Here is a 17,124-nt window from a genome sequence, read left to right on the forward strand (position 1 = left end):
CCGGTCCTGACAAGGCCGCGATCGAACCGGGCCCCGTGTGCGATGCTCATCGCGTGACGAGCGAGCCCGCCGGCCCGGTGGAATCCGGACCCGCACCAGACACGGTAGCGCTGGCCAAGATCGTCGCCCGCCAGCGCGCCGAGCTGGACCGGCTGCGCGACCAGGCGGCGACCGCGGCCGTCGTCGAGCGGGCCAAGGGCGCGGTGATGGCGCTGACCGGTTGCTCGCCGGACGCCGCCGGTGAGGAGCTGGTGCAGCGTGCGAAGACCGCCGAGCGCACGCTGCTGGAGGAGTGCTGGATCACCCTCGGCAGCCTGATTCCTCCGCCGCCGGACACCGCCGAGCAGCCCGGGGCCGCCCCGCGCGTCACCGCTTCCACCGCATGCGGCACGGCCGGCGAGCGCACCCGCGACCTGGGCCGCCTCGGCAAGGCCCTGGTCCGGGTGGGCACCCCGCAAGATCTCGCCCGCTGTCTGCTGGAGCACCTGTCGCCGGGCGACTCCGCCGACGCGATCATGATCTTCGCCCGACTGCCCTCGGGCGGCCTCGAACTGATCGGGCACGCCGGCATCGACGCCACACTGGCCGCCCAGTGGCGCCAGGTCCCACCCCTGAGCGGAATCGCCGCACTCGACGCCCTGGAGGCCCGGCGGCCGCGCTGGCTGGAGGACATCCGAGCGGACCGGAAGCGGTATCTGCTGATCGGGGACCCGCCCGAGCGCTGGCTCTCCCGCGCCTGGCTGCCCGTCGTCACCAGGGACACGGCCGAGGTCTGCATCGGGTTCCTGCGCACCGAGACCGGGCCGTTCACGCCGGACGTACGGGAACACCTGATGGCCGTCGCCCGGCTCTGCGCCGGACGACTGCGCGCCTTCGACCCCCGCAGCGGCTCGGCGCCCGACCCCGTCGCCGACGCCGTACAGCAGGTACTGAACATCCTGCCGGGCGCGACGATGCTGCTCAGCCCGCTCCGCGCAGCTTCGGGGGGCATCGAGGACTACCGTGTCTCCGCCGCCACCGAGGAGGCGTTCGACCTGCTCGGCCGCACCGGCCGGGAACTGGTCGGGCTGCGGCTCCTGGAGTGCTTCCCGACACTGTCGGAGGAACAGCCGCTGTGGCGGGGCTGCCTGGAGACCCTGACGACCGGCGATCCCTACGAGGGCGAGCCGTTCGCCCAACAGGCGGTGGTGGGCGGCGTCGCGGAACTGTCCATGTACTCGGTGCGCGTGTCACGCCTCGGCGACGCCCTCGCGCTCAGCTGGATCCGGCACGATCCCTCCGACCGGCAGGAGCAGCGGCTGGCGGACGTGCAGCGGCTCGGCAACCTCGGCTGGGCGAACTGGAACCTGATCACGCACGAGGTCTCCTGGTCGTCGCAGGTCTACGCCGTCCTCGGCCGGGACCCCGAGCAGGGCCCGGTCCGTATCACGGCGATGCCGGATCTCACCCTCCCCGAGGATGTGCCCGCCCTGACCCGCGCCGTCGGCGAACTCGTGGGCCGGGGGCGGCCCTGCGCCCTGCCGTTCCGGGTCCGGGCGGCGGACGGGATCCGGCATCTGCGGATCGTCGCGGAGGCGGTCACCGACATCCACGGCACGCCCGTCGAGGTGCACGGCTTCCTTCAGGACCTGACCGCGCAGCGCAGCGCCGAACTGGCGCTCGTCGAGAGCGAGCAGGCGATCGTCACCCAGCACGACATCCTGCGGTCCGAGCGGATGCTGGCCGCGCGGCTGCAGCACGCGCTGCTGCCGCTGCCCACCCGACCGCAGCAGCTGTCCGGGCTGCGTGTCGAAGTCACCTATCTTCCGGCGCAGTCCGGGATCCATGTCGGCGGCGACTGGTTCAGCGCCATCGAACTGCCCGACGGCGACGCCCTGTTCGTGGTCGGCGATGTCGCCGGGCACGGCATCGACGCCGTCGCCACGATGGCCCAGCTCCGGTTCACCGCCAAGGGCATGGTCATCACCGGCTCCTCGCTCACCGGCGCGCTGACCCGGCTCAACACCCTGCTCCTGCACTCCCGTGACTCGCACGGCACGGCCACCATGGTCATGGCCCGCTACAGCCCGGACGAACGCCGCCTGGTGTGGGCCCAGGCCGGGCATCCGCCGCCGCTGCTGCTGCGGGACGGCGAGGTGAGCTATCTGGAGCGGCCGAGCGGCATGCTGCTCGGGGCGAGCGCCTCACCGCACTTCACGGAGTCCGAGTTCCGCCTCGAACCCGGTGACCGGCTCCTGCTGTACACGGACGGGCTGGTCGAGCGGCCGACGGAAGGCATCGACCGGGGCCTGAAGCGGCTCGCCGAGTCCATGGTCGCCCGCCACACCGAGGGTCCCGGCTCCCTGGGGCCGATGCTCGCGGATCTGCTGGAGGGCGAACGGCGGGACGACGTGTGCGTCGTGGACGTCCGGGTGCCGCTGGACGAGTTCTAGGCCAGGCTCCTGCCGGCCCTGCGTGGCCCGGCTTCACCCGGCCGTCCACGCCCCCTGTCCGCACTGTCCGCACTGCTCACTCGTCGTCGCGATGCCGCCAGTACCACCATGCGCCCACGACAAGGGCCAGCAGGAACACGGCGGGCAGCAGGAGGCCCGGGATGCGGGAGGCGCTCATCGGCTCGGCCTTCGGGTCGGACGGGTGCCTCCATGGTGAGGCCCGTCGTCCCGTGCACCGGCATTCTTTTCCCTTGTGTTGCCGGGCGTTCGAGAGGTCAGCCGCCGCCGGCGGCCGTCCGGGACTCCAGTGCGAGCCGGGTGTCATTGCCGTAGACGCCGCTCTCGTCGCCCCGGATGCCGTACCAGAGCTGGAAGCGGGCCACCGCCTCGGTGAGGACGGTGTCGTAGCTACCGCTGGTGGAGCCGTTGTCGTACACGTTCGGGATGCGCTGCAGCCGTTGCTGGAGGTCGGTCACCTCGGGGCCGCTGTCGCCCTCGCGCAGGGTGCCGGGGCCGTCGGGGTCGGTGGCGGCCGACGGCGTCGTGGCGGCGGAGGGGGTCGCGGTGACGGAAGGGGTCGCGGTGACGGAGGGGAGCGGGGCGGGCGGGGGCGCTGCGGTGTCGTCACCGCCGCGGCCGGGGAGCAGAAGGGCGCAGCCGAAGCCGACCAGGGCGGCCGCGGACACGCCGAGCGCGACGGCGGAGCGGCGCAGGCCCGGACCGAACCCGAAGCGGGGGCTGCCGTCGCGTGCGGGGACGGGCGGCAGGTCCTGTGTCTCGTCCTCGGCTCCGGACAGCCGTCGCGGCATCACGAAGGACTCGCGGCCGCGGGTCTCCATCGGTGGATCCCTGAACAGTGCCGCCAGTGCGTCGGTGTTCCGCGGACGCACCACCCGGATCGGCTCCAGAGGCGGGCGGACCTGCGGCTCCCCGTGTTCGGGAGGTATCGGCATCTCACTCTCCTTCCGTCCCTCGCACAGGGGCCGGGCCCGTCCCCTCGCGCAGTGATACGCGGCTGCGGCCCGGCGAGTTCAGCGCCACTCCTCCTCATCAAACGATCGATGGCCACACAGAGGATCACCGTCAGGCCAGGGTGAGTTTCAGGCCGCGAGGAACCCGTGCAGGGACGCCTTCATCGCCGCGACGAAGGCGTCCCTGCCGTCGTCGCTCAACGCGTCCAGGGACAGATAGGGGTTGAGGTCCTCCAACTCGACGAGCAGCAGCTCACCGCCGGGCGCACGGCAGGCGTCGACGCGCTGGATGCCGTGGCCGAGGGCGTTCCACTCGACGAACCTGCGGGCGAACTCCAGGTCCGCGCCGGTGGGTTCGTACGGTTCCAGCTGCCAGCGCCGATCGGTGTGCGGTGCGTACAGCGCGTACTGGAAGGCGTGGTCGACGAAGTAGAAGGAGACCTCGTGGACGAAGTCGATACACGGCTGCACGAGCACGTCCTCGCCGACGAGGTCCCGCACCCGGTCGCCGCCGACGATCTCCAGCCCCATGGAGTCGGCGCCGAGTCTGGGCTTGACGACGTACCGGTCCGTCCGCGGCAGCCGGTGCAGGTCGTCCGCGCGGTCCACGGTGGGGATCACCGGGTACCCGGCCGCGTACAGGTCCGGCAGGTACTGCTTGCCGGCCATGTCGGCCTTGCCGGACAGCGGGTTGTAGACCCGTGCCCCGGTGGCGAGCGCCCGCTCGCGGAAGCCGCCGTAGGCCTCCTGGTACGTGAGGACCGGCCCGCTGTTGCGGACGACGACTGCGTCGAAGGCGTCCATCAGCGCCGCCGCGTCGCGCGGATCGCACAGGGCGAGGTCGAAGTCCTCGCGCAGCCGTGCGGTGAGGAAGATGTCCTCGTCGCAGTACCGGCGCCCGCGTGCCTGGTAGGCCAGGTCGGTGACGTACAGGATGCGGGACATACGGGACTCCTCGGCGGCGGCGAGCAGTGATCGTATGCAGCGGGAGTTCTTCGAACAAAATGCCGGTCCACGAGGTCACAGTCCCGCCGTCCAGAGCTCCCGCCGCCCGATCCCCTTCAGCTCGGGGAGCACGGTCCGCCGGGGCGCGGGCTCGATCGCCGCGTACGAGGGGACGGCGAGCACCCGGCACCCCGCGGCCTCGGCGGCCCGCACACCGGCGGGCGAGTCCTCCACCGCCAGACAGGCGGCCGCCTCGACGCCGAGCGCACGGGCGGCCGCGAGGTGGGGGTCCGAGGCGGGCTTGGTGCGGGGCGTCTCGCCCTCGGCGACCGTCGTACGGAAGCGGTGGGCGCCCAGCACTTCGAGGACCGCGTCCACGACGGGGCGCGAGGAGGCGGAGACGAGGGCCGCGGGGATGCCGGACTCGGCGAGGAGATCCAGCAGGTCGAGCGCGCCCGGCAGGGGGGCGGCCTCCTCCCGTACGACGGCCAGGAAACGCGCCTCCAGATCGGCGGCGAGCGTCCGGGGGTCGGCGCCGGTGAGGGTGTGCAGATGAGCGGCGGTGTCCCCCACCGACCGGCCGAGGACGTGGGTGACGTCGATGTCGGGAGCGGTCTGGCGGACCGTGCGCAGCCACAGGGACTCGGTGTCGACGAGGGTGCCGTCCATGTCGAGGAGCACGGCGTGCGGGCGGGCGGCGAAGGGGCGGCCGTCCAGCGACCAGTGCCGGTCGGGATGGCGGCCGGCGGAGACGAGCGCCTGGACGGCGACGTCCGTGTGGCGCACGACGGGCGGTGCCGCGCCGATGCCGGGACCCGCCGCGGCCAGCCATGCCGTGCGCTCCTCGGGCGTACGGCCGCCGTGGCCGCCCGCGTCGGCGTGGCCGTGGTCGGTGACGACGAGGAAGGTCCAGCGCTCGTCGGCGTACGAGGGCCGGGAGCGCACTGCCGTCAGGAGTGTGCCGAGCCGGGTGTCGGCCCGGCGGACCGAGGTCTCGTACTCCTCGCCGCAGCCGCGGTAGTGGGCCGTCTCGTCGGGTGCGCCGAGGTAGACGAACGACGCGGCCACGTCCTCCTCGGCGAGCACGCGCGCGGCCGCCGCGGTGATCTGCTCGTCGCACTCCTCCCAGGCCTCGGGGGTGTCCTCGGCCGGCGCGATGTAGACGGACCGGGACGGGGCGCGGAACAGAGGGCCGCCGCTGCGGACCTGCATCAGGGGCTGCCAGCCGGCGGCGACCAGGGTGTGGCGGCCGTCCTTCTCGGCGAGGCGGGTGGTGAAGTCGGGGAAGGTGTCGAGCCGGTGACCGATGAAGTTGTTGCTCCACACCCCGTGCTTGACCACCGTCACGCCGGTGACGACGGTCGCCCAGCACGGGCCCGACATGGTCGGGGTGTCCGCGTCCACCTCGATCGGGGTGAGGAAGCCGTCGGCGGCCAGGGCGTCGAGGTGCGGGGTGGACAGGCGGCGCAGTACGTCGAGACGTACGCCGTCGATGCCGACGACGAGGACACGATCCTGCACGGGATCTCCCTTCAGCGGTGGGGCGTTCAGGCCGAGCGGGACAGTTCCCCGGACCCGACCCCGTGGGCGAACGGCAAGCCTCGCGCGTACCGGGAGACCTCGTCGATGGCCCAATCGGTCATTCGGTGCAGTTCGTTGCCGAGGGACCAGGTGTCCGGTGAGGACGTCGGTCATGCTCATCAGTCGGTCGTTCTGCCTCCGTCGGTCACCGCCGCGCCACCGCACGACGACCTGACCCGCAACTCCGGGAGCAGATCGAGGTGTTGGCGCGGCTCCGGCCGCCGACCGCTCCGGCGTTCCGCGACCCGCTCCAGCAGCAGCTTGGCGGCCTGCTCCCCCACCGACCGCATGGGCGGTGCGACAGCGGTGAGCGGGACGTCGGCGAGGCCCGCGACCTGGTCCTCGTAGGCGATCAGCGCGAGGTCGTCCGGGACCCGCACACCGCTCGCCTGGAGCCGCGGCACGAGCACGATCGCGTCCTCGTCGCTGTGCACGAGCGCCGCGGTGACGCCGCGCTTCTTCACCGCGGCGATCAGATGATCGACGCCGGCCTCGTAGTCCCCGTGCTCGCGCACGCTCGGGGCGCCCGCGTCGACTTCGAGGCCGAGGGCGCGCACGGCAGCCTGGAAACCGGCGGCGATCTGGGTGGCGTGCGGGCCCTCCTGCATCAGCGCGGTGATCTTGCGGTGTCCGAGCGCGGCGAAGTGACCGACGGCCACGGCGGCGCCGTGGGCGCGGTCGGTCCGTACCCGGTCGAGTCCGGCGGCCGGACTGCCGGGCGGGGCCGAGCGCTCGACCAGGACGGCCGGCACGTCATGGTCCAGGAGCCACTTCTCCCGGCCGTCCGCGGGCCCGCCGTCGAACCAGCCGGTCGCGACGAGCAGCCCCTCCGCACCGCCCGCGACCAGGTGTTCCGCCTGTACGGTGCCCTCGGCGCCGACATATCCGGTCACCCGGAGGACGAGGCGGCCCCCCTGCGCGGCGACGGCCTCGCGGGCGGCGCGCACGACATCGACGACGACATGGTTGGTGGTCGGAACGATCATCCCGATCACCACACCCTCGGAGCTCTCCGGCCGCTCCCGCACCTCGGCCGCACTCTCCCCCGGCCACACCACGGCACCGTGCAGCCGCTGCACCCGGCCCTGCGCCGCCAGCGCCTCCACGTCACGCCGCAAGGTGACCGCGGAGACACCGAGTTCGGCGGCGAGTTCGGCCACCCGCAGGCTGCCCCGCTCCTTGACCAGTTGGAGCACCCGCTCATGACGCCGGTCGACGTGCAGTCGCATGGAATCCCCCCTGGGGCGAGGCCGGACGAACGTTCACGGGGCGACGCGGAGCGTGATCCCGAAGCGCTCACCCTACGCCCGCAATCGTATCGATCACTTACGCTCGATACGATCAAAACGAGCGAGTGCAGCACTCAGTACCCTCCCAGTAGCGCACTTAGTGCCATCGAGCGCCCTCCGGTGCTACGTTCACATCCATGAGCTCCAGCAGCGCGGTCCCCCGCCGCGGCGAGAAGACGGATGCGGCCGCCATCAAGCCGCCGATGCGGGACGCCCTGGTCGCGGCGGCTTTCCAGCTGTTCCTGGAGCGGGGGTACGAGCAGACGACGGTCGACGACATCGTGGCGCTCGCCGGGGTCGGGCGGCGGTCGTTCTTCCGCTACTTCCCCTCCAAGGAGGACGTGGTCTTCCCCGACCACGAGGGCTGCCTGGCCGATGTGACGGCCTTCCTCGCGGCCGGCGACGACGCGGACGAGCCGGTGCAGCGGGTCTGCGAGGCGGTGCGGCTGGTTCTGCGCATGTACACCGAGAACCCGGACTTCTCGGTGCAGCGCTACCGGCTCACCAAGCAGGTTCCCGGGCTGCGCGCCTACGAGCTGTCCGTGGTGTGGCGCTACGAGCGCGCCTTCGCCGAGTATCTGCGGCGCCGGCTCGCCGGTCGGCCCGACGGCCATCTCCAGGCGGACGTGGTCTCGGCGGCGGTCGCGGCGGCGCACAACAACGCGCTGCGTTCCTGGCTGCGCTCCGACGGCAAGGGCGACGTGGGCACCGAGATGGACCACGCGCTCGGGTACGTGCAGACCGCGTTCGGCACGCCCCCCGCCCGGCCCGGGCAGCCCGCGGACACCGAGGACGTGGTGGTCCTGGTGTCCCGCCGCGGGGCGCCGCTGTGGCGGGTGGTCCAGGAGATCGAGGCCACCCTCACGCAGGACTGACCCCGGCCCGGTCCCAGGAAATTCAGGGTACGCAGTGCCTTTACGCTCGACACTCAGTGCCATACATTGAGGTGGTGCACGGTGGCACGGCCCTCCGCGCACGTGGGTTCCGGCCGAGCACAGGGAGTTGACCAGCGTGTACCACTACTCAGGAAACGTCGCTCCTCAGGGATTCGGTGCCGCTGCGGGCGTACTCGAACCGGCGGCCCCGGACAACGACGCCATGCTCTACCAGCGGTGCAACTGGTGCGGCACCGCCATGTACCACCGGCTGCTGTGTCCGGTCTGCCAGGGCAGCGACCTGCGCACGGAGCGCAGCGAGGGCACGGGCACGGTCCGGCACTCCACCGTCGTGCACCGCAACACCCCCGGCGCGCGCAATGTGTCGATGGTCGAGATGGCCGAGGGGTTCGTCGTGCGCGGCCGGGTCATGGGTCCGCCCATCGGCATCCACAGCGGCGACCGGGTGCGGCTCTCCGCGGCCAAGGACCCGGTGCGCGGCGAGCCCGTCTTCCAACTGCTCGACGAGCCCTACCGCGCCTGGACCTGACGGGACCCGGGCCCGCCCCGCGCGGCGCTCCCGCTCCGCCGTCGTTCTTCGTGGCCTTCCCCGACGGCGCGGCGGCTCACCCCCGGCTCAGTCCCTGAGCGTCACCCGCAGCCCCACCGTCCCGTCGGACCCGCGGCGCAGCCGGCTGCCGAGGAGACTGAGCCGGCCCACGATGCCGTACTTGCGGGCGATGAGCCGGCGGTAGCGGGCGCTGGTCTGCGCGTCGCAGATCTCGGCGCCGGCCGGGACGGGGTCGCCGGTGGGGTTGCCGCGCATGTCGCAGGGGCCGACGAGGACGTCGGAGCGGGCCCGGATCCGCTTGACCTTCCAGGAGTCGGCAACCGTCCACACCCCCAGGTGGTCCCCGTCGCGCACCACCCACACCGGGGTGGGGACCGGGGTGCCGTTCTTGCGGTAGCTGGTGATCAGCAGGTACTTGCCGGCCCCGAGCCGGTCCAGCGGCGTGTCGCTCATGACAGGGAGTCTAGGCAGCGGCCGGGGCGCCGCACCGCGGAGGGTTCGTGCACCCGGACGGGAGTACGGCGCTCGCTCACGGAAATTACCTCCGTACCCTCAACAAACATCAACTGCGGGGCTAGATTTCCGGTTGACGTCGTACTCCACGCACCGTGCCAGGCACTCCAGGAGAACCGAGCCCCGTGACGGACCACTCACCGGCCACCGAGGACCCTGCCGCGACGCTGCGCCGGCGGATCAACACGCTGCAGCCGCACACGGCCCGGATCTGGAACTACTGGCTGGGCGGCGGGGACTACTACGAGGTCGACCGGGTGGCGGGCGACCGGATCCGTGAACTGCACCCGGACATAGGGGAGTACGCGCGCGCCGACCGGCTGTTCCTGGGGCGGGCGGTCAGACATCTGGTCGCCGAGGCCGGGATCCGGCAGTTCCTCGACATAGGCACCGGGCTGCCCACGGCGGAGAACACGCACGAGGTCGCGCAGCGTGTCGCTCCGGAGGCGCGGATCGTCTACGTCGACAACGACCCGCTCGTCCTCGCGCATGCCCGCGCCCTGCTCACCAGCACCCCGCAGGGTGCGACCGATCACCTGGACGAGGATCTGCGCAATGTGGACGCCATCCTCCAACGGGCCACCGCCACCCTGGACTTCAGCCGTCCCGTCGCCCTGATGCTGCTCGGTGTGGTCATCTTCATCGATGACGAGGAGGACCCGTACGGCATCGTGCGGCGGCTGATGGACGCGCTGCCGGCGGGCAGCCATCTGGTGCTGTCGCACACCGTCGTCCTGCCGGCGATGCCGGACGTGGACGCGGCGGTCCGGTTCTGGAACACGCACGGCACGCCCCGGTTGACCCAGCGCACCCCTGAGGCGGTGGCCCGTTTCTTCGACGGCCTCGACCTCCTGGAACCCGGCGTGGTGTCGTGCTCGCGCTGGCGGCCCGAGCACGCCGACGGCGCCGATCCGCGGGAGGTGGCGATGTACGGCGGAGTGGGCCGCAAGAGATGAACAAAGGCGGCTCAGCCCACGTATGACAAGGGGGTGCTCGACTACCGGAGTGCCTCACGGTGTTGACGCCGTGCTGTTCGGGGTTCGGGAGCCATGCATGAGGCACGCACGACGACGGGTCGTCCGGCGAGTGACACGGCTGGCCGCCGTCGGCGGAATCCTTCTGGGCGGAGTGATGGTCACGCAGGCCGTGGCGAGCGAGCCCGCGGGCACCTCCGCCCTGCCGCTCACGACCGCGCAGTCCGCCGCGGCGACGGGCAGCGGCCTGGTGACGAAGCTCGGCACTTCCCGTACGGCAGGCACCTGGATCGGCGCCGACGGCAAACCGGTCGTCGCCGTCACCGACGAGGACGCGGCCGCCGAGGTGCGCCGGTCCGGCGCCACGGCGAAGGTCGTGTCGCACAGCATGAACGAACTCAAGTCGGCGACGGGCACGCTCCGTTCGGCGCCGCGCATCGCGGGCACGTCCTGGGCCATGGACTACCGGACCAACCAGGTCGTGGTACGGGCGGACAGCACCGTCTCGGCCGCCGACTGGGCCGAGCTCACCGAGGTCGCCCGCAGCATCGGCGGTTTCGTGCGCATGGAGCGCAGTGAGGGCACCTTCACCACCCGGATCAACGGGGCGCAGCCGATCCTGTCGACCGGCGGGCGCTGTTCGGCGGGCTTCAATGTGACCGACGGCCGGCAGGACTTCATCCTCACGGCCGGGCACTGCGGTCCCACGGGCTCGGTCTGGTTCGCGGACAACCGGGGCCGGACACAGGTCGGCGAGACCGTGCGGCAGAACTTCCCCGGCGCCGACTTCTCGCTGGTCCGGTACGACAGCGGCAAGGCGGGCGAGGGCGCCGACGTGGTCGCCATCGGGAACGGCAACGGTGTGCGGATCACGGGCGCCGCCGATCCGGCCATCGGACAGCGGGTGTTCCGCAGCGGCAGCACGAGCGGGCTGCGGGACGGCACGGTGACGGCCGTCAACGCCACGGTGAACTACCCCGAGGGCACGGTCACCGGGCTGATCGAGTCGAATGTGTGCGCGGAGCCCGGGGACAGCGGCGGGCCGATGTTCTCCGAGGGGATCGCGCTCGGACTGACCTCGGGCGGCAGCGGTGACTGCACGACGGGCGGGACGACGTTCTTCCAGCCGGTGACGAAGGCGATGAGCGAACTCGGTGTCCAGCTGATCGTGTCGCAGCAGCAGACCGGCGCCGGACAGCAGAGCGCCGCTCCGGCACCGTCCGCGGCGGCCTCGCAGGGCGCCGCCGCTCCCGGTGCGGCCACGCCGGGTTCCTCGACACCCGTGACGGGTGGCGGCACGGCCGGGGAGACGCTGCTGGCCCGGCTCACGGACACCCGGAACGTGGGTCCGGGGCTGCTGGTGATCGGGGGCAGCATGATGGCGCTGGTGGCGACGCGGTACATCCGGGCGGAGCAGGACCGCAAGGCGTATCAGCGGTACTACTCGACGACCTGGGGCTGAGGCTGAGGCGACCTGGGGCCGACATGAAGAAGGCACCCGTGCGAGCGGGTGCCGTCGGTGGTCTGCGAGAGGGAGGGGTCAGGCCGGCTGCGGGGCCGCGGCGGCCCACTCCAGGACGAGCCGCTGGTACTCCTCGCGCTGCTCGCCGCTCAGTGTCCCGCCCGACCGGCGCCACAGGGCCCGGATCTCCTCGTTGACCTCGTCAGCCGTCCTATCGGAGGCGGGTTCAACAGTGGTGGACATGCTGTGAAGCATACGGCGCCGGAGGTGAAGGCAGCGTGAGTAAGTACGAGTAATTCGGGCAATTCGGACCGTGTTGCTGATCACGTCCATCTGTCAATGCAGGTCAGGGAGTTAAGACCCGCAGTCGCGGCGGAATTCACGCTTCCGCTGTGCCCAGCACCAGCACCTGGATCGCCAGCACGGCCGCCCCGCGCGCCCAGTCGTGAAAGTCGGACACCTTGGTCTCCACATCGACGGGGGCGGCCAGTGGGTCCCGTCCGGCACGGACGGTGGCCTCCACGGTCCTGCCCGCGACGTCCATCAGTCCGACCCCTTCTCCGGCGAGCAGGATCTTCTGCGGCATCACGAAGTTGGAGATCTGGGCGACCAGGGTGCCGAGGGCGCGCGCGGCCTCGTCGACGACACGGGCGGACATGGCCTCGCCCGCGGCGGCCAGGGCGAGGATCTCCTCGTAGGTGTGGTCGCGGCCGGTCGCGGCCTGCACCTGGTAGCGGATGTTCGGGATGGTCAGCAGCGAGACGGCGCTGCCGCGTTCGCCGTCGGGGGTGAGCGGGCCGTTGGGGTTCACGATCCAGCGCCGTCCGAAACCGCGGTCCTCCTCGGCGCAGGGCACCCGTCGTCCGCCGAGCACGAGCCCGTAGCCGAGGCCCGCGCCGATGGTGAGGACGACGAAGCGGTCCAGTCCGCGGCCCGCGCCGAACCAGGTCTCGGCCTCGACCAGGGCGGCGACGTCGTTCTCGACGACGACCGGCAACTGGGTGCGTTCCTCGACCAGTTCGGCGAGGGGCACGTCCCGCCAGTGCAGGAACGGGGACTCCCCCACGACGGCGCGCTGCTGCACCAGGCCGCCCACACCGATCCCGATACCGGCCAGCCGTCCGGGGTGGACGCGGGCGAGCTCCTCGGTCATCTCCGCCAGCAGATCGGCGACTTCGGCCGGTTCATGGCCGGGCAGCGGGCGGTCGTGGCGGGCGACGATGTCGCTCCTCAGGGTGGTGACGACGCCGTACACCATGTCGTCGGTGACCTTGAACCCCACGAAGGAGCGGGATTCCGCGACGACGTCGAGGGGCTGCGAGGGGCGGCCGGTGCGTGACTCGGCCGGGGCTCCGGCCTCGGGGACCTCGATGAGCAGGCCGGACTCGATCAGCGGTTTGGTGAGCCGGGTGAGGCTGCCCGCGGAGAGGTCGAGGCGCCGGGCGAGCTCGGTGCGTGACAGCGGTCCGTTGACGAGCACCTCGATCGCCACCGAGCGCTCACCGGCGCTCAGGGGATGCCAGCTGGCGGCTACTGCGGTCATGCGGGTCAGCCTCCCCCCTCAGGTTTCTTTCGCAATGAAAGCAACATGACCATTCTAAGGCGCTCGCGCTGACCTTGAAACGATGACTGCAGGCCCCTTGACGCATTGATTCTTTCGCTACAAAAGTAAATGCCGAGGATGAGCCGCCGTGGACGAGGGAGCCCCCCGATGACCATCGCCCCCAGCAGTCCTCCGTCACGTCTGCCGTCGGGCGGGGGCGACGGGCGGCTCGCCGCGTTGTTCATCGCGCCGACGCTGCGGCCTGGACAACCTGGGCGATCCCCACGATCGCCCTGATCATTGTGTGGCGGCACGTCCGGAGGTCAACGCCCGTAAGTGGGTGGCCCATCTGGCCTCCGCCCGCCATGGAGGACATCTACGGCAACGGCAAGTCCATGAGCAGCCTCGACGAGACCAACGGCCAGATCAACCTGATCCTCGACCAGTGAAGGGCAACGCATCCATGACGTTCTCCCTCGGCATCGTCGGCGCCGGGCAGTTCTCGGGACAGTTCGCGAAACTGTTCCTGGCCCACCCCGGCGTCAGCGACGTCCACGTCACCGACCTTCTGCCCGAACGAGCCGAACTCCTCGCCGCCGCCGAGGGCTTGACCGGCACCTTCCCCTCGTACGAGGCGATGCTGGAGTCGAAGGCGGTCGACGCGGTCGCGATCTTCACCCAGCGCTGGACCCACGGCCCGCTGGTGGTGCAGGGGCTCGACGCCGGCAAGCACGTGTACTCCGCGGTGCCCATGGCGATCACCACCGAGGAGATCGCGGCGATCATCGACGCGGTGCGGGCGACCGGACTGACGTACATGATGGGCGAGACCAGCCAGTACAACCCGGCGACCGTGCACGCCCGCAACCAGATCGCCGAGGGCGCGTTCGGGCGGCTCTTCTACGCCGAGGGCGACTACGTCCACGACATGGATCTGGGGTTCTACGAGGCGTACCGGTACAGCGGCGGCGAGAACTGGAAGGCGACGGCCAGCTATCCCCCGCTGCTGTACCCGACCCACTCGGTGGGCGGGGTGCTGGGCGCGTGGCAGACGCATGCGGTGAGCGTGTCGGCGATCGGTGTGGTCGACGACCGGGGCGACGGGGTCTTCGACAAGGAGGTCAGCCAGTTCGGCAACGACGTCTCCAACGCCACCGCGCTGTTCGAGGTCGCGGGCGGCGGTTCGTTCCGTACGAACGAGTTCCGGCGGGTGGGGTATCCGTCCCACATCCGGGAGTCCCGTTTCCGGTTCTTCGGCACGGAGGGGAGCATGGAGCAGCTCGCGACCTTCGCGCTGTGGCAGGACAAGAAGGGCGTGAAGGACATCAGCGAACTGCTGGAACCCAAGCCCACACTGTCTCCTGACGACCCGTCACTCCAGCACATCGCGCCGGATCTGCGGGCCGCGTTCACCTCCGGCTCGGCTCCCGTGCACGACCGGTCGCGGCTGCCGAGGGAGTTCGACAACCTCCACAACGGGCACGAGGGCAGCCACCACTTCCTGGTGGACGACTTCGTCACCGCGGTCAACACCCGCACCCTGCCGTCGGTCAACGCCTGGGTGGCGGCCCGCTACACCCTGCCGGGCATCATCGCGCACGACTCGGCTCGGCAGGGCGGGGCACGGCTTCGGATCCCGGACTTCGGGGACGCCCCTCAGTAGGGCGCCGGCCGTGAGCCGGGTGCCAGGGATCAGGTGCCCGGCTTGCGGCCGTACACGAAGACGTCGTCGCCCTTCTTCAGCAGGGACCAGTACTTCTTGGCGTCCTTCTTGGTCATGTTGGTGCAGCCGTGCGAGCCCGGCGGGTTCCACATGCTGAGGTTGACCGAGTGGAAGGCCTGGCCGCCGTCGAAGAACTGGCTGTAGGGCATGGGGACGTCGTAGATGGACGAGACGTGGTCGATGTCGCGCCAGTAGATCTTCTTCAGGCCGGTGCGGGTCTCGTAGCCGTCGCGGCCGGTGCGCACGGGGACCGGGCCGTAGACGAGCTTGTCGCCGTCCTGGATCCAGCTCAGCTGGAGGGTCAGGTTGACGCAGGCGATCCGGCCCTTGTTCACCGGGCACTTGCCGTCCTTGTTGGGCTTGTTGCCCACGGCCTTCTGCTTGTTCATCAGGTTCATCACGCCCCAGGTGACGGGGCCCGCGTAGCCGGCGTTCGGCTTGATGCCGTGCTTGTTCTGGAAGGCCCGGATGGCCTTGCAGTCGGTGCTGGACTGCTTGCCGTCCACGGGGAGGCCGAGGAACTTCTCGACCTGCTTCTGGTACGGCCCGGTCTGCGTGGTGCAGCTCGCCGCCTGGGCGGGCGCGGCGCCCAGCGTCAGCGTGAGCGGTGCGATCAGTCCGGTGATTCCGAGGGCGACTGCCCCTCGTCTGCGTATGTCCCCCATGGCGGGCCCTTCCCTTGCGCAGTCTTGTGTGAGCTGCCTGCTAGACCGGTGCGCGGGGGCGGCGGTTGTATGCCGGGTCAGGCTGTGACGAAACGGTGAACTTCCTGCTCGTGGCAGCGCCGGAGCAGACCCGCCGCGCGGCTGAGGACGTCCGGTGTCGCCGTGTACGGCAGGCGCAGGTGGTGGGTGAGGGTGGTGCGGTCGGCGGCGAAGTGCGGGCCGGGCGTCACCGCCAGGCCCAGCCGGGCGGCCCGGGCCGCGAGATCCGTGGCCGAGGTGGTGGCGCCGAGGTGCGCCCACAGCGACAGACCGCCGCCGGGCAGCGTGTACGTCCATCCCGTCCCGTCGAGGAGTCCGGCGAGGTGGTCGCGCTGGGCGCGCAGCCGGGTCCGTCGGTCCCGCAGCACCTCGTCCAGTCCTTCCCCGAGGATCTCGGCCGCGATGAGCTGTTCCAGAGGCGGCGGCGACAGCTGTGCTTGCAGGGGGCTTTGGCGCAGTTGTCGTACGAGATCGGCGGTGGCGCGGATCCAGCCGACCCGCAGGCCGCTCCAGACGGTCTTGCCGGCCGAGCCGATCTGGATGACGCGGGGGCCCGCGAGATGGGGTTCGGTGCCGGGCTCGGTCCGCAGGTCGAGGTCGCGCATCGTCTCGTCGGCGATGACGGTGACCGGGAGCCGGGCGATCTCCGCGCGGGTCGCCGCGTCCATGTGGGCGCCGGTGGGGTTCTGGAAGTCGGGGATGAGGTAGGCGAGTTGGGGGCCTCGGGTGCGTACGGCGGCCGCGAGGTGCTCGGTGTCCCAGCCGGCGTCCGATGTCACCGGGACGGGGAGGAGCCGGGTCCTGCGGGCGCGCAGGACCGCCAGGGCGCCCGGGTAGGAGGGGCTCTCCACGGCGACGGGGCGTCGGCGGTCGGTGTGGAGGTGGTCGAGGAGGAGGGTGAGGGCGGCCTGGGCGCCGGAGGTGACGAGGAGCTGTTCCGGGCGGGTGGCGAGGCCCGCGCGGGTGTAGCGGTCGGCGAGGAGTTCACGCAGCCGGGGCAGGCCCGCCGTGGCGATGCCGGAGTCGACGAGGAGGGCGGCGCTGCGGTCGGCGGCCCGGGCGAGGGCGGCGCGGTAGGCGTCGTGGGGTGCGGATGTGAGGGCGAGGGTGAGGTCGAGGTCGGCGTCGCCCGCTCCGCCGCGGTCCAGGGACCAGGGTGTGGTGCGCTCGGTGAGACGGGCGGGGAGGCAAACCCGGCTGCCGCTGCCGTGCCGGGTGTGCAGCCAGCCGTCGTCCCGCAGCAGGGTCAGGGCGGCGACGACGGTGCCGCGGCTGACGCCCAGGACGCGGGCGAGTTCGCGCTCGGAGGGCAGTCGGGTCCCGGCGGGCAGCCGGCCGTCGACGACCGCCTCGCGCACGGCGGCGGCCAGGGTCTGGGCCAGGGGGCCGCGCCGCTCGCGCCAGGCGCCGAGGGCGGCGGCGAATCCGATGGTCATCGGTCCAGTCTGACCGAAGTGGACCATACCCACGTCGGCGGGTCCCGTGATCGCCGGTCCAGTTCGGCCCAAGTGGACCAGGCGCGGACGGACACGACCCTCCTA

At 71.6% G+C, this 17,124-nt stretch carries 16 protein-coding genes and 1 pseudogene; 7 read left to right on the forward strand and 10 right to left on the reverse strand.

Features of this window, described 5'->3' with window-relative positions:
• Nucleotides 1–53: 53 nt before the first annotated feature.
• On the forward strand, nucleotides 54–2,432 hold the full coding sequence (locus PH203_RS36845; protein WP_289925846.1) for a SpoIIE family protein phosphatase: 2,379 nt from the start codon (nucleotides 54–56) through the stop codon (nucleotides 2,430–2,432).
• A 275-nt stretch (nucleotides 2,433–2,707) separates the two neighbouring features.
• On the opposite strand, the gene PH203_RS36850 is transcribed toward PH203_RS36845, so the two are convergent.
• The 5 genes and pseudogenes from PH203_RS36850 to PH203_RS36870 all read right to left on the reverse strand — a co-directional run bounded on the left by PH203_RS36850 (nucleotide 2,708) and on the right by PH203_RS36870 (nucleotide 7,158).
• Entirely contained in the window at nucleotides 2,708–3,385 is a 678-nt protein-coding gene (locus tag PH203_RS36850) for a peptidoglycan-binding domain-containing protein (protein ID WP_289925847.1), read from the reverse strand.
• Nucleotides 3,386–3,532: 147 nt separating this feature from the next.
• A complete protein-coding gene (locus tag PH203_RS36855) occupies nucleotides 3,533–4,348 on the reverse strand; it encodes a hypothetical protein (RefSeq protein WP_289925849.1) in 816 nt (271 codons plus the stop codon).
• Between the two features lie 75 nt (nucleotides 4,349–4,423).
• Nucleotides 4,424–5,869: an HAD-IA family hydrolase gene (locus tag PH203_RS36860; RefSeq protein WP_289925850.1), complete on the reverse strand. Its 1,446-nt coding sequence runs from the start codon at nucleotides 5,867–5,869 to the stop codon at nucleotides 4,424–4,426.
• A gap of 26 nt (nucleotides 5,870–5,895) precedes the next feature.
• Nucleotides 5,896–6,015, reverse strand: a pseudogene (locus PH203_RS36865) (hydroxyacid dehydrogenase); the annotation flags it as partial.
• Nucleotides 6,016–6,048: 33 nt separating this feature from the next.
• Nucleotides 6,049–7,158 (reverse strand): substrate-binding domain-containing protein, encoded by a 1,110-nt coding sequence (locus PH203_RS36870; protein ID WP_289925851.1) that lies wholly within the window; start codon nucleotides 7,156–7,158, stop codon nucleotides 6,049–6,051.
• A 197-nt stretch (nucleotides 7,159–7,355) separates the two neighbouring features.
• Here PH203_RS36870 and PH203_RS36875 point away from each other — a divergent pair, with 197 nt between their 5' ends.
• Nucleotides 7,356–8,093, forward strand: a complete 738-nt coding sequence (locus tag PH203_RS36875; protein ID WP_289925852.1) for a TetR family transcriptional regulator — start codon at nucleotides 7,356–7,358, stop codon at nucleotides 8,091–8,093.
• A 136-nt stretch (nucleotides 8,094–8,229) separates the two neighbouring features.
• Entirely contained in the window at nucleotides 8,230–8,643 is a 414-nt protein-coding gene (locus tag PH203_RS36880; protein WP_289925853.1) for a zinc ribbon domain-containing protein, read from the forward strand.
• Nucleotides 8,644–8,730: 87 nt separating this feature from the next.
• Here the strand turns inward: PH203_RS36880 and PH203_RS36885 are convergent, their stop codons facing one another.
• Nucleotides 8,731–9,117 (reverse strand): PPOX class F420-dependent oxidoreductase, encoded by a 387-nt coding sequence (locus tag PH203_RS36885; protein ID WP_289925854.1) that lies wholly within the window; start codon nucleotides 9,115–9,117, stop codon nucleotides 8,731–8,733.
• A gap of 185 nt (nucleotides 9,118–9,302) precedes the next feature.
• Here PH203_RS36885 and PH203_RS36890 point away from each other — a divergent pair, with 185 nt between their 5' ends.
• The gene (locus tag PH203_RS36890; RefSeq protein WP_289925855.1) at nucleotides 9,303–10,133 is read left to right on the forward strand and encodes an SAM-dependent methyltransferase; all 831 of its coding nucleotides are present in this window, start codon (nucleotides 9,303–9,305) and stop codon (nucleotides 10,131–10,133) included.
• A gap of 97 nt (nucleotides 10,134–10,230) precedes the next feature.
• Nucleotides 10,231–11,613, forward strand: a complete 1,383-nt coding sequence (locus tag PH203_RS36895) for a S1 family peptidase (protein WP_289925857.1) — start codon at nucleotides 10,231–10,233, stop codon at nucleotides 11,611–11,613.
• Nucleotides 11,614–11,691: 78 nt separating this feature from the next.
• On the opposite strand, the gene PH203_RS36900 is transcribed toward PH203_RS36895, so the two are convergent.
• Nucleotides 11,692–11,856, reverse strand: coding sequence for a hypothetical protein (locus PH203_RS36900; protein WP_289925915.1), 165 nt, complete (start codon nucleotides 11,854–11,856; stop codon nucleotides 11,692–11,694).
• Nucleotides 11,857–11,992: 136 nt separating this feature from the next.
• On the reverse strand, nucleotides 11,993–13,156 hold the full coding sequence (locus PH203_RS36905) for an ROK family transcriptional regulator (protein ID WP_289925859.1): 1,164 nt from the start codon (nucleotides 13,154–13,156) through the stop codon (nucleotides 11,993–11,995).
• 302 nt (nucleotides 13,157–13,458) lie between these two features.
• Between PH203_RS36905 and PH203_RS36910 the strand changes: the two genes are divergently transcribed.
• Both PH203_RS36910 and PH203_RS36915 read left to right on the forward strand, forming a co-directional pair.
• The gene (locus PH203_RS36910) at nucleotides 13,459–13,605 is read left to right on the forward strand and encodes a hypothetical protein (RefSeq protein WP_289925917.1); all 147 of its coding nucleotides are present in this window, start codon (nucleotides 13,459–13,461) and stop codon (nucleotides 13,603–13,605) included.
• A gap of 14 nt (nucleotides 13,606–13,619) precedes the next feature.
• A complete protein-coding gene (locus tag PH203_RS36915; RefSeq protein ID WP_289925910.1) occupies nucleotides 13,620–14,819 on the forward strand; it encodes a Gfo/Idh/MocA family oxidoreductase in 1,200 nt (399 codons plus the stop codon).
• Between the two features lie 29 nt (nucleotides 14,820–14,848).
• Here the strand turns inward: PH203_RS36915 and PH203_RS36920 are convergent, their stop codons facing one another.
• Nucleotides 14,849–15,544 (reverse strand): L,D-transpeptidase family protein, encoded by a 696-nt coding sequence (locus tag PH203_RS36920; protein ID WP_289925861.1) that lies wholly within the window; start codon nucleotides 15,542–15,544, stop codon nucleotides 14,849–14,851.
• Nucleotides 15,545–15,621: 77 nt separating this feature from the next.
• On the reverse strand, nucleotides 15,622–17,019 hold the full coding sequence (locus PH203_RS36925) for a PLP-dependent aminotransferase family protein (protein WP_289925862.1): 1,398 nt from the start codon (nucleotides 17,017–17,019) through the stop codon (nucleotides 15,622–15,624).
• Nucleotides 17,020–17,124: the final 105 nt, after the last annotated feature.

It is taken from the genome of Streptomyces sp. S.PB5 (assembly GCF_030403745.1).
Taxonomy (GTDB): domain Bacteria; phylum Actinomycetota; class Actinomycetes; order Streptomycetales; family Streptomycetaceae; genus Streptomyces.

Coding starts and splice junctions, on each gene's coding strand:
- PH203_RS36900 (WP_289925915.1), bottom strand. CDS start 11,856: ATGTCCACCACTGTTGAACCCGCCTCCGATAGGACGGCTGACGAGGTC.
- PH203_RS36925 (WP_289925862.1), bottom strand. CDS start 17,019: ATGACCATCGGATTCGCCGCCGCCCTCGGCGCCTGGCGCGAGCGGCGC.
- PH203_RS36855 (WP_289925849.1), bottom strand. CDS start 4,348: ATGTCCCGCATCCTGTACGTCACCGACCTGGCCTACCAGGCACGCGGG.
- PH203_RS36895 (WP_289925857.1), top strand. CDS start 10,231: ATGAGGCACGCACGACGACGGGTCGTCCGGCGAGTGACACGGCTGGCC.
- PH203_RS36875 (WP_289925852.1), top strand. CDS start 7,356: ATGAGCTCCAGCAGCGCGGTCCCCCGCCGCGGCGAGAAGACGGATGCG.
- PH203_RS36870 (WP_289925851.1), bottom strand. CDS start 7,158: ATGCGACTGCACGTCGACCGGCGTCATGAGCGGGTGCTCCAACTGGTC.
- PH203_RS36905 (WP_289925859.1), bottom strand. CDS start 13,156: ATGACCGCAGTAGCCGCCAGCTGGCATCCCCTGAGCGCCGGTGAGCGC.
- PH203_RS36850 (WP_289925847.1), bottom strand. CDS start 3,385: ATGCCGATACCTCCCGAACACGGGGAGCCGCAGGTCCGCCCGCCTCTG.
- PH203_RS36920 (WP_289925861.1), bottom strand. CDS start 15,544: ATGGGGGACATACGCAGACGAGGGGCAGTCGCCCTCGGAATCACCGGA.
- PH203_RS36915 (WP_289925910.1), top strand. CDS start 13,620: ATGACGTTCTCCCTCGGCATCGTCGGCGCCGGGCAGTTCTCGGGACAG.
- PH203_RS36885 (WP_289925854.1), bottom strand. CDS start 9,117: ATGAGCGACACGCCGCTGGACCGGCTCGGGGCCGGCAAGTACCTGCTG.